Raw genomic sequence first — 10,491 nt, 5'->3', positions numbered from 1 at the left:
CTCATCTCCCTTATTAAGGGGGGTTAGGGGGGATCTCATCTCCCTTATTAAGGGGGGTTAGGGGGGATCTCATCTCCCTTATTAAGGGGGGTTAGGGGGGATCCCATCTTCTCCTTTTCAGCCAATAAACACCGTACCTACTGCGATTACTTGTCCCACTGGTAAATCGGCAGGATCATTACAAGTCTCAGCAATATCTCCATTTCTGGCTGCTTGTTTACCGTTAATTTTTACCGTTGGGCTACCAATTTTAATGGTTCCTTTATTAGCAGGAGGACTTTGAAAGGAAGTGCCAGGAGGTGTGGGAATATGAGGTGGGGTATTATCCGCAGTGCTATCTACAGTTGCTGCTGGCATTCCCATAATGTTGACATCACTGCTGAGGTTGCCATTGATAATGCCCGTAAAAGGATGAGGTAGGGGAGTTGGTGTCGGAGGTGGTCCCGGCACGATCACAATATGAGTATCAATAGCGGTAATTTGATCCCCTTGTTTGGCTGCTGGTTGTCCCATAATTAAATTAGACTAGTTGAGATTAATAGTTTGACCTTTAAGATTCATGGTGCTGCTGGCTTTAATATCCATTGCTGCACCGGATTCAACTTTGGTATCTGCTGAAGATTTGATTTCAATATTTTGTGCCTCTAGTTTAATATTACCTTGAGATGCTGATAAAGTAATGTCGCCATCGGTGGTAATAGCAATGGTGTTGTTAGCTGTATCAAAAATAATACTATTTTTCTCGGTTTTATCCACAATTTCAATAGTTTCTGCCCCCTCTTCATCATTGAGACGGATGACATGACCGCTACGGGATTTGATTACCCGGATATTATTAGCACCATCTTCATTAGTTGCTGGTGGTAATTCTTTACCATTCCACAAAGACCCGATAATATAGGGCAAGCGTACATCACCATGTTCAAAAGCTACTAATACTTCGTCATCTACTTCTGGCAAAAAATAAATCCCTCTTTCATTTCCTGCCATTAGTGTAGCTACCCGCGCCCAGTCACTTTCGTCTTCATCACTTAGCCAGGGGTATTTCACTTTAACCCGACCTAGTCCTTCTGGGTCTTCATTGTTGGTAACTACACCAACTACGACACCATAAATACGAGAAGCATGAGCTTCCCTTTGCCCCGTATCAGTTAATAGGTCAAATAACTTCATGTGCTATTCCTCCGAGCTGTAAAATGGGTACGATATCCCGACTGGGCGTGATAATGATTAACAGTGGCAGTGACATAATACTGACCGTTGAAGCGTTTTGCTAAGCCCTCAATCTTGATGACTTTGCCTGCTCGTAAATCTGTACGCCCCCAACAAACCCCTTCACCAGTAACTAAGGTCAGTGCGACATTATTGAAGCGGGCTTTGGCAAATTGATCTGCTTCTGCTTGAGTTAATACTGGGCGATCGCTTACTTGAACAACTGCTGTACTAAAAGCGTCTTCAACCAGGGCAGCACCACTTTTTTTTCCCCCCATTTTTGAAACTTCATCCCCAACTTTTGCTTGTCCAACAATCTCTTGCTTTTCTTTAGGATTCCAACCCCGCACTGTTAACTCACTTATTTGGCCCATAGAAGATAAATGGGGATAAAATTCCATCAAGTCATCCTCAAAGCTCAGGGTTAGAATCTCACTTTCGGCATTACCTACAGGTCGGAAAAATAGGGTTTTATCTTCAACAACTACTTCGTAGTTAATCCGTTTGGCTCTCTGTTGCAAAAACTCAATGTCCGTTTGCTCGGCTTGTAAAATATATTCATGCACTACCTGGCTATCTTCAACTTTAGCCGTAAGTCCTGCATCCCTAGCAATTTTGGCAGCAATATCACTATCTTTCTGCTGGAGGAAGGTTTGGGTTTTTTTACCTAGCTGGAGACGATGGCGACGGTCATAACCCCGCACCGTTAACCTGGGCAGTCTATCAAAGGCAAATTCTGGGTCTATGCCGGTAATTTCACCAATAATTAGGGTTTCTAAATCATCATCATAGCCGAGTTTAACTTCTACAACATTGCCAATGGCAAAGAGTTTTTCGTCATCAATCCAAGTCGTTTCTTCTTGCTTAGTATCTGAATCTGTAAGTTCCAGTGTAAACATGCCTGGTAATTTCACATCATGGTCAACGGTAAGACTAATGACGTGCAATTCCGCTTCCACAGGCAACGGTGAGCCGTTGATGATAATCTCAAAATTAGGAACAAGAGGGCTTTCGCGGTTAGCAACTGGCATAGATCATTTCTATTTGAGTTGTGAACAGAATCTCTTAGGGAAAGGCAAGAGGCAAGAGGCAAAAGGCAAGAGTGAATCAAGTATATAGGGATTTTTGGAGCAGGGAGCAGGGAGCATTATGAAAGAGCTTGGAGGATTTTTTGGTGTTATGAAAAATCAGCAAGATTGTTCATGACCTATTAGCTGATAGCTGATAGCTGATAGCTGATAGCTGATAGCTGATAGCTGATAGCTGATAGCTGATAGCTTACAGAAATGCTATATATCATTCCTCTCAACCTAATTTTGGGATAGTTAAGGTTTGACCAATGTATTTTTCTAAGTTACGTGGATCATCGAGTTGATTAGCTTCGGCAATAATGCGCCAAAGTTTAGGATTTCGGTAAAATTGGGCTGATATATCGCTTAAGGTATCGCCACCCTTAATAATATGAGTGGTAAGTTCAGGATCGGTTTTATGTTTGTCTGCTAATGGACCGAGAAATTCTAGGACAGTAACGTTTAAATTAGCTCTGAGGGGTTGACCATTGCCTTTAAAGAGGGTAAAGTTTTGGGTCAAACTGGTAATGACACCAATAAAAGGGAAATCGGAACCAACAGGAGCGTTACCCCAAGAAATTTCACAAACTGGCGGATGCTGTTCATCTCGCTCAATGCGAGTTAGAGCCACAATTTTGTTGGTTTCTTGTCGCACATCCTCAAAAATAAGGCTTTCAGTGACATCGAAAAACAGTTCCAAAGTTAGCTGACGACTACCTCCTCCTTTAAATTGGACCGTGGGGGCATTAACCTTTCTTTGGGTTTTGCATTCTTCTCCAGTGGAGTTGTCCACTGGTCCCCAGTTGACTGTTTTACTGATAGAATAAGATTCTGGATTGAATTGCACTGAAATTGGATCCAACCTTGTGTACTGTTCCTCCTTTTTTTTGAAAGGAGTAATGGTCAATTTTTCTAAAAGTAGCTTCTTTAATATTTGTTGTAATAGTGTCATTTTTATATCCCCCGACGTTCCCTTTCTACCATTAGTTTACGAGCCAGAATACGACTGACTTGTTCAGCCACTTTGGTTAAATCTATCCCTGATGCTGGTGCTGTTTCTGGGGTAGACATCGGGGTTGTGGCATTTCCCGACTTTGCTTGAACCGTAGAGTTTTCCACTGCATTGGTTTGACGTGCGATCGCTCCATTTGTTTTTATTTGGGTGATTGCTAGAGGTAGAGGCAGTTTCTGATGATGGGAGCTTGTGGTTGATAACCCTTTACTAGCCTCTATGGTATTAGCCTCGATGGTATTGGTAGTTTTCAGCCAAACCCTGTTTAACTCAGATGAGGAAGATAACTGGGTAGGGGTTGTGGAAACTAAACTAGGGTTACTAGCAATTGAGGCTTTTTGGGATAGTTGTACAGGTAAATTTCCCTGCTGTTTCTGTATGATACCAGTTGGTTGATAGTTTGTTTCTGCTAGTTTGGTTTGGATAATTCTTTTACTTAAAGGTTGATTTTTAGCTTGAATCGTGCTTTGGTATGATGGACTATTTGTTTTAGCCAGAGGTAAATCTGGACTAGAGTTACTGTGACTTATAGTTTGGGAATGACTAGCTTTACTTATGGTATCACCTTGAGAGGTAATCTGACCTAATTTGGGCTGATTCGGGATAATTTTGGCTTGAATTACTGTCTCCTCGTTATCCTCTTTTCTAGATACTGTAGTTGGGGATGAGGCACTTGTAGTTTTAGCCAGAGGTAAATCTGGACTAGAGTTACTGTGACTTATAGTTTGGGAATGACTAGCTTTACTTAGGGTGGGACTTTGAGAGATTAGTTTACCATAATTTGGCGAGAGTTTAGCTTGAATTACAGTTTCATCGTTATCCTCTTTTCTAGATACTTGACTTGGGGATGAGGCACTTGTAGTTTTTGCCAGAGGTAAATCTGAACTAGAGTTACTGTGACTTATAGTTTGGGAATGACTAGCTTGAGTGATGGTGGGACTTTGAGAGATTAGTTTACCGGAAGTTGGCGAGAGTTTAGCTTGAATTACAGTCTCCTCGTTATCCTCTTTTCTAGATACTTGACTTGGGGATGAGGCACTTGTAGTTTTTGCCAGAGGTAAATCTGGACTAGAGTTACTGTGACTTATAGTTTGGGAATGACTAGCTTTACTTAGGGTGGGACTTTCAGAGATTAGTTTACCGGAATTTGGCGAGAGTTTAGCTTGAATTACAGTATCATCGTTATCCTCTTTTCTAGATACTTGACTTGGGGATGAGGCACTTGCCGTTTTAGCCAGAGGTAAATCTGGACTAAAGTTACTGTGACTTATAGTTTGGGAATGACTAGCTTTACTTAGGGTGGGAGTTTGAGAGATTAGTTTACCGGAAGTTGGCGAGAGTTTAGCTTGAATTACAGTCTCCTCGTTATCCTCTTTTCTAGATACTTGACTTGGGGATGATGCACTTGTAGTTTTAGCTAGAGGTAAATCTGGACTAAAGTTACTGTGACTTATAGTTTGGGAATGACTAGCTTTACTTATGGTGGGACTTTGAGAGATTAGTTTACCGGAAGTTGGCGAGAGTTTAGCTTGAATTACTGTATCTGAGCTATCCTCTTTTCTAGATACTTGACTTGGGGATGAGGCACTTGCCGTTTTAGCTAGAGGTAAATCTGGACTAGAGTTACTGTGACTTATAGTTTGGGAATGACTAGCTTTACTTATGGTGGGACTTTCAGAGATTAGTTTACCAGAACTTGGCGAGAGTTTAGCTTGAATTACAGTATCATCGTTATCCTCTTTTCTAGACACTGTAGTTGGGGATGATGCACTTGTAGTTTTAGCTAGAGGTAAATCTTGAGCTGAGTTTTGAAAAGAATCACCTGGAGAGGTAATCTTAACTGATTTGGCTTGATTCGGGATAATTTTGGTTTGAATTACCGTATCTGAGCTATCCTCTTTTCTAGAAACGCTACTTGAAGATGATGGACTATTGGTTTGAGCAAGAGGTAGATCTGGAATAGATTTACTTTGAACTCTAGCAACATTACTAGCATTAGCTGCTGTCATGGTTGCTTTTCGACTAATCCGCAACGTTCCCGATTTTTCAGGGTAGGGAGGTGACGAAGAGCTACTGGTTTCAGGTTTAGTTTGAGTTACTGTAGGATTGGTACTAGATTTAGTACTAGATTTAGTAATAGATTTAGTATCTTTCTGCGCTTGTACAGTATGAGACTCATGACGTGATAAGGTATTAACTTCTGCCAACGTTGCTTTGCGATTAATCTTAAGCTGTGGTTGTGTTCCTTGGCTACTTCCCTTCTCCCCAGTGTCCTTAATTGTCTTCCCAAGGGGACTAGAGGAAGCAGACTTAGGCTTTTTTTCTACCAATGAAACTGGGGTTGTAGTCTGGTTGTGGTTAGTTTCTTTGACCAATGGCTTGGTCATTACTGTTACTTTCTGGGATATTGCTGGGCGTTGCTGAATTGAAGTATGAATGGGCGATCGTCTGGTTTTGGTCAAGCCCCCTAAATCCCCCAACTTTGGGGGACTTTCAGAGTTTTGTTCCCCCCAGAATTGGGGGGCTAGGGGGGCGGAATCATACCCAGAATCAGCAACGCCTATTGCTGTCGGACTTTTCCCTACAATTTTCCTACTATTGTCCCTACTATTATGAAATGCTCTTGGTTGAGTCTGCACAAAGGTTTGAGCTGTTTTTCCCGTTCCTGAATAGCCGTCAGGATTGACTCGCCATTGCCCATCAAAACCGTCGGCTGATTCTGTGCGCTGTCGCTGAAGACGTGACATGATGGCTGTAGGCTGCAAAACTCCAGAACCATAACGGAATTTTACTTGTTCCGGTAACATGGACTTTTGTACAAGTCTTCCCGCTGTCCCTTGAGTAGCTTGGTAATGAGAATGTAACTGCTGGGTATTAATGACTCCAGCAGGTTTAACCAGTCGCCGCTGTAGACGTTGCCCTAAGGTTGAACTGTAAGGAGAATCTTCCATCGTTTTGTTGCAATATAAAGAGCAGGGAGCAGGGAGTAGGGAGCAGGGAGTAGGGAGCAGGGAGCAGTAACGGGCAAGATGCCCGTTCCACCCACCAGGTCAAGTAGCTTTTAACAGATGCACCCCAGCTCAATAGCGATCGCTAATTCTGTGAGCCTTTAGATAAACTCTATCTGAACGGGCAAGATGCCCGTTCCACCCACCAGGTCAAGTAGCTTTTAACAGATGCACCCCAGCTCAATAGCGATCGCTAATTCTGTGAGCCTTTAGATAAAATCTATCTGAACGGGCAAGATGCCCGTTCCACCCACCAGGTCAAGTAGCTTTTAACAGATGCACCCCAGCTCAATAGCGATCGCTAATTTTGTGAACCTTCAGATAAACTCTATCTGACCGGTTTGGGCATTCAAACGCCGATTAATCTGGGCAATTTCCTCCACCCACCGTCGCCGCTGACTGTGTTCCATGGCCATGATAGATTCATAGTGCCAATGAAAGTGGTAGGCCAGATAGGCTACCTCCTGATGGAGTTGATCCAGGGGGTAGCCTAAGATTCCCCCGACATATCTAGTTCCACGGCAAAATCTTTTTCACAGTGGGGACAGATAATCTGGAGCGATCGCATGCCATTGCCATTGATCCGATTGTACAGATCCTGCAAATAAGCCAAGTCTGAAGCAAATAACCCTTCAATTACTTTTGGGTTAATCATTTCAACAGAACCGATGCGGGTGACCACCCGAGATAGCAGAATGACAATTAAATAGGCTGGGTTAGATTGTACGCGAGGGTCTTTCAGGGGCACAATTTCATCAGCAGCCGTTGCCAATCGCATTGTCCCTTCCCGATGTAAATTCCCCTGTTTGTCCACATAACCTGCTGGTAATGTAAACTCATACTCAGTTTGCAGCATTGTTGCTTGCTCAGGAATGGTGAGATTAGTCATTTCAAATCCGTTTAATCACCTGAAAACGTTTCGTTTGCCCATAATTTATGCCCGCACCAAACGTTCACAACTGACGGTTAGGGTATTAATGGCAACATCACTTCCCTTAGCATCCAAACTAGGTGCTTCATACTTACTAGCCCAGGCGTTGAAGAAGTTCCAGCGTACTTTCTCCTGTCCTGTATCATCACGCAGAATGATGGAACCATTTTTGCGTTCAACCTTGCCATTGACTGCGGCTAAGTGCCAGTCATAGAGTTCACGGGAATCGGTTATTCCCCATTTCAGGGAAATGTCAGGGTAACTGGCTTTCCCTCGCAGCTTACGTACTGTAGCATCCTCTCCACCTTCACGATATTCAACGACTTCTACTTCAGAACCAAAACCACTACATTCAGAAAATCCTGCCTGAACAATGCCATCAATCTCCACTAGGAAACGATAGTTTTTATACGGATCAACTCTTGCCATGACTAAATCTCCTTTCCAGTTAGTTCAAAAGTTTATAGGGTTTCGTTGAGGAGATGTAAACCTAGGAGATATTTTTTTATTTTAAAATAAAACTCCGGATCTCTTTCCCCTCTAGCATGCATGCCTTTTGCCTTTTGCCTTTTTCGGCAATTCGCGTGTTTACAACCCAGATATAAATGCGCTTATTACTCACCAGCGGTTTGCTGGATGCGGAAGATAACAAATTCCGCAGGCTTGACAATGGCTACCCCAATCAGGGCAACGACTTGGCCTAACTCTCTTACTTCTTTGGGATTGGTTTCCGCGTCACATTTAACAAAGAAAGCTTGCTCTGGTGTTTCCCCAAACAAGGCTCCATCGCGCCATTCATTTAACAGAAAATCCCCCACTGTCCGTTTAATCCGTTGCCACAGGGCTAGATTATTGGGTTCAAAGACAGCAAATTGAGTACCATCATCAATAGATTCTTGTAAGTAGTTGAAATAGCGACGGGTACTGACGTAGCGAAAATCAGCATTAGCATCATCTGCCATAGTCCGGGCTCCCCAGACTTTAATGGTGCCTTTGAAAGAACGGATAACGTTAATCCCTTCCGGATTTAAACCATCCTGCTGGGCTTTACTAATGGGACGACTGACATCGAGGGCATTAACAATAACTTCGTTAGCAGGTGCTTTAAACACTCCCCGGGTGGCATCATTGCGAGCATAGATTCCAGCAAGATGACCACTAGGAGGTATTATTATAGTAGTATCTGGGGCATTGCTAACGGGATCAAACACTTTAATCCAGGGATAGTAGATAGCAGCATAGCTGGCTTGCTGACTACGACCAACGGGACGAATAACATCTACATCAACCGGTTTTTTGTCGTCCGCATCACCATCTAAGATGGCCACTCTATCTCCCATCTTGGCGCAGTGAGCGATAATAGCAGTGTGTTGAGTTTGACTTATTGCTCCAGGTACGGCAACAATCGTGATTTCATCCTCTGTTTCAAACTTCTCTAACTCTACCAGGTTATCATCAATGTCTGTTGCAGCGGCAACCCGCAGCACATAACAACGGGAACCTCCATTGAAGAAGAAGCCATACACAGCATGGGCTAAGATTTTATTGCCCTCTTGGAAATCACCAAACTTAGTTTTGAATTCTTCCCAACTGGTAATTAATGTTGGTTCACCTGCGGTCGCCAGCTTATACGGGGCAGGAACAGGATTACCCTCATCATCTAAAACAGGGTTACCTTCATTATCCGTTTGAAACTGTCCTGGTTGATCTGGCATTTTAAAATCATCATTATCAGCTACCACACCAATAAACCCAGCGACACTGGTAGCAACTCCAGCAATGGGTAGGGAAGCGGGTGGCACGTATTCAACATATACGCCTGGCGAAAGATACTGTGGCATAATTCTTACTCCTTGATAATCACGAAAATTACTGCTGTAACTCCAGGTTGTAATTACTTGCTGGGGATTCTACTGGGATAGTGATAGTAACCTCCTGTACTGCATCGTCTAACTGCACCCGTAAGGTATAAGCACCAGCGCTAATTGCCCCGATGGTGTACTGTCCATCTTTATCAGTGTCTGCCCTGAGATTACGCTCAACCAAAATAACCGTTGCGCCTACAACAGCTTTATTCTCAGCATCCGTAACTCGCCCACCAATCCGGAAAAATACTTCTTCGGTGCCTGGCACCAGTTGTTCTGAGCATGGTGAAATCCGCTCACCTAATTGCCAATTTTGAGTAATGACAATCGGGGTTGGCTCTGGCTCAAATAGTTCCTTGATCGCAATGGTTACTGTGACTGTGATGGAAGGACGTAATTGATTCCCCAATGCAGTCCAAAACTCAGCAGTGCTTTGTACTCCATCTAGTTGAGCAGTTACCATTGGTAAGGCTGGTTCTTGCCCAGCAAGTCGGGTATTTTCTAAAAAAGGTATTTCTGGAATAGTTGGATAGGCTAAGAATACTTGCAGCACTTGGCTGAGTAATCGGTGTTCTTGCAGGGGTAATTCTTCGCCACCAATGGGCCAAGCTGTTACTAAATAAGAACAGGCTATGCGCTTTGGAGGATTATGAATAATTGCCTGTCCATTGCGCCTCTCGATCGTTGGTTCATTATTACGTAGTTCCAGGTGTTCCCGAATATCGTACAGAAATAAATTCACCGTCGTCTGTCCAGGACTAAACGTTTCTGAGGGACGCTCAAAGGAAATTTGAGCCTCCGCTAATTCTGGAAACCTCGACGATAGGCTGGTCTGTTCCAAAATTCTTCTCAACACTTGACTCAGATCGCTAATCATCCTGACTGACCTGGTTGGATTTACTTAGCAGCCACGCACCAGACTCTCAAAGCCTAAAGCGTGTTTGAAAACTTATTTATTATTAATTCTTTTAAACATCCTCTACAAGTCACGTTTTCTAGCTAGTCAAATTCAACTAGCTCATTTGAACTAATCGATTTGGACTAGCAAAATTTTGTGACTTGTTTGTGAAATCCAAAATTGATAAATTAACGCTATTCCTCTGTAGATAGGGAGATGGGTAGATGGGTAGATGGGGAGATCGGGAAATGGGGAGATCGGGAAATGGGGAGATAAAATTGATGGCTAGCCGTAATTTACAGAATTGCTCTAAAAACTGCTATTTTAATGGGAGTGAGGTCTTTAAAATGCTGATAACTCCCCTTTTCAGCCAACTTGATTCCAAGCAATGGATCTGTGTACTGGATCCAGCTTTGGCGCTCTCCTATTATGGAGTCCACATAGCTCAGCAGCTAGGAGAAATAATGGAACTCTGGATAGCAAGAGAGCTTTGGA

Annotated in this window: 12 protein-coding genes; 1 reads left to right on the top strand and 11 read right to left on the bottom strand. The window is 43.2% G+C overall.

The window, feature by feature from the left end:
- Positions 1-117 precede the first annotated feature (117 nt).
- The 11 genes from F6J99_RS34250 to F6J99_RS34205 all read right to left on the bottom strand — a co-directional run bounded on the left by F6J99_RS34250 (position 118) and on the right by F6J99_RS34205 (position 9,975).
- Positions 118-513: a PAAR domain-containing protein gene (locus F6J99_RS34250; RefSeq protein WP_293119815.1), complete on the bottom strand. Its 396-nt coding sequence runs from the start codon at positions 511-513 to the stop codon at positions 118-120.
- Positions 514-525: 12 nt separating this feature from the next.
- A complete protein-coding gene (locus tag F6J99_RS34245; protein WP_293119813.1) occupies positions 526-1,173 on the bottom strand; it encodes a phage baseplate assembly protein V in 648 nt (215 codons plus the stop codon).
- Positions 1,170-2,243, bottom strand: coding sequence for a contractile injection system protein, VgrG/Pvc8 family (locus F6J99_RS34240; RefSeq protein ID WP_070391987.1), 1,074 nt, complete (start codon positions 2,241-2,243; stop codon positions 1,170-1,172). The genes F6J99_RS34245 and F6J99_RS34240 overlap by 4 nt, the downstream gene beginning before the upstream one ends.
- A gap of 274 nt (positions 2,244-2,517) precedes the next feature.
- A complete protein-coding gene (locus F6J99_RS34235; RefSeq protein ID WP_293119811.1) occupies positions 2,518-3,234 on the bottom strand; it encodes a LysM peptidoglycan-binding domain-containing protein in 717 nt (238 codons plus the stop codon).
- 2 nt (positions 3,235-3,236) lie between these two features.
- Complete coding sequence (locus F6J99_RS34230) at positions 3,237-6,245, bottom strand: hypothetical protein (RefSeq protein ID WP_293119809.1); 3,009 nt, start codon at positions 6,243-6,245, stop codon at positions 3,237-3,239.
- Positions 6,187-6,378 carry a hypothetical protein gene (locus F6J99_RS34225; RefSeq protein ID WP_293119807.1) on the bottom strand — a complete coding sequence of 64 codons (192 nt, stop codon included), beginning with the start codon at positions 6,376-6,378 and terminating at the stop codon, positions 6,187-6,189. The genes F6J99_RS34230 and F6J99_RS34225 overlap by 59 nt, the downstream gene beginning before the upstream one ends.
- Before the next feature lie 241 nt (positions 6,379-6,619).
- Positions 6,620-6,784: a DUF6760 family protein gene (locus F6J99_RS45815; RefSeq protein ID WP_324611077.1), complete on the bottom strand. Its 165-nt coding sequence runs from the start codon at positions 6,782-6,784 to the stop codon at positions 6,620-6,622.
- Positions 6,785-6,792: 8 nt separating this feature from the next.
- Positions 6,793-7,191 (bottom strand): phage tail assembly protein, encoded by a 399-nt coding sequence (locus tag F6J99_RS34220; RefSeq protein ID WP_365974841.1) that lies wholly within the window; start codon positions 7,189-7,191, stop codon positions 6,793-6,795.
- A 45-nt stretch (positions 7,192-7,236) separates the two neighbouring features.
- Positions 7,237-7,662 carry a phage tail protein gene (locus F6J99_RS34215; protein WP_293119805.1) on the bottom strand — a complete coding sequence of 142 codons (426 nt, stop codon included), beginning with the start codon at positions 7,660-7,662 and terminating at the stop codon, positions 7,237-7,239.
- Between the two features lie 185 nt (positions 7,663-7,847).
- On the bottom strand, positions 7,848-9,074 hold the full coding sequence (locus F6J99_RS34210; protein ID WP_293119803.1) for a phage tail sheath subtilisin-like domain-containing protein: 1,227 nt from the start codon (positions 9,072-9,074) through the stop codon (positions 7,848-7,850).
- Between the two features lie 28 nt (positions 9,075-9,102).
- A complete protein-coding gene (locus tag F6J99_RS34205; RefSeq protein WP_293119801.1) occupies positions 9,103-9,975 on the bottom strand; it encodes a Pvc16 family protein in 873 nt (290 codons plus the stop codon).
- Positions 9,976-10,220: 245 nt separating this feature from the next.
- Here F6J99_RS34205 and F6J99_RS34200 point away from each other — a divergent pair.
- The coding region (locus F6J99_RS34200) for a hypothetical protein (RefSeq protein WP_293119799.1) at positions 10,221-10,491 on the top strand (271 nt) is incomplete at its 3' end.

This window comes from Moorena sp. SIO4G3 (genome assembly GCF_010692305.1).
In the GTDB taxonomy this organism is placed as follows: domain Bacteria; phylum Cyanobacteriota; class Cyanobacteriia; order Cyanobacteriales; family Coleofasciculaceae; genus Moorena; species Moorena producens_A.
Note: the sequence above shows the minus strand (reverse complement) of the source record. Positions and strands in the feature narration are given on the sequence as shown.

What these genes read in the sequence shown, in the direction of transcription:
- F6J99_RS34250 (WP_293119815.1), bottom strand. Translation starts at nt 513, where the DNA reads ATGGGACAACCAGCAGCCAAACAAGGGGATCAAATTACCGCTATTGAT.
- F6J99_RS34245 (WP_293119813.1), bottom strand. Translation starts at nt 1,173, where the DNA reads ATGAAGTTATTTGACCTATTAACTGATACGGGGCAAAGGGAAGCTCAT.
- F6J99_RS34240 (WP_070391987.1), bottom strand. Translation starts at nt 2,243, where the DNA reads ATGCCAGTTGCTAACCGCGAAAGCCCTCTTGTTCCTAATTTTGAGATT.
- F6J99_RS34235 (WP_293119811.1), bottom strand. Translation starts at nt 3,234, where the DNA reads ATGACACTATTACAACAAATATTAAAGAAGCTACTTTTAGAAAAATTG.
- F6J99_RS34230 (WP_293119809.1), bottom strand. Translation starts at nt 6,245, where the DNA reads ATGGAAGATTCTCCTTACAGTTCAACCTTAGGGCAACGTCTACAGCGG.
- F6J99_RS34220 (WP_365974841.1), bottom strand. Translation starts at nt 7,191, where the DNA reads ATGACTAATCTCACCATTCCTGAGCAAGCAACAATGCTGCAAACTGAG.
- F6J99_RS34215 (WP_293119805.1), bottom strand. Translation starts at nt 7,662, where the DNA reads ATGGCAAGAGTTGATCCGTATAAAAACTATCGTTTCCTAGTGGAGATT.
- F6J99_RS34210 (WP_293119803.1), bottom strand. Translation starts at nt 9,074, where the DNA reads ATGCCACAGTATCTTTCGCCAGGCGTATATGTTGAATACGTGCCACCC.
- F6J99_RS34205 (WP_293119801.1), bottom strand. Translation starts at nt 9,975, where the DNA reads ATGATTAGCGATCTGAGTCAAGTGTTGAGAAGAATTTTGGAACAGACC.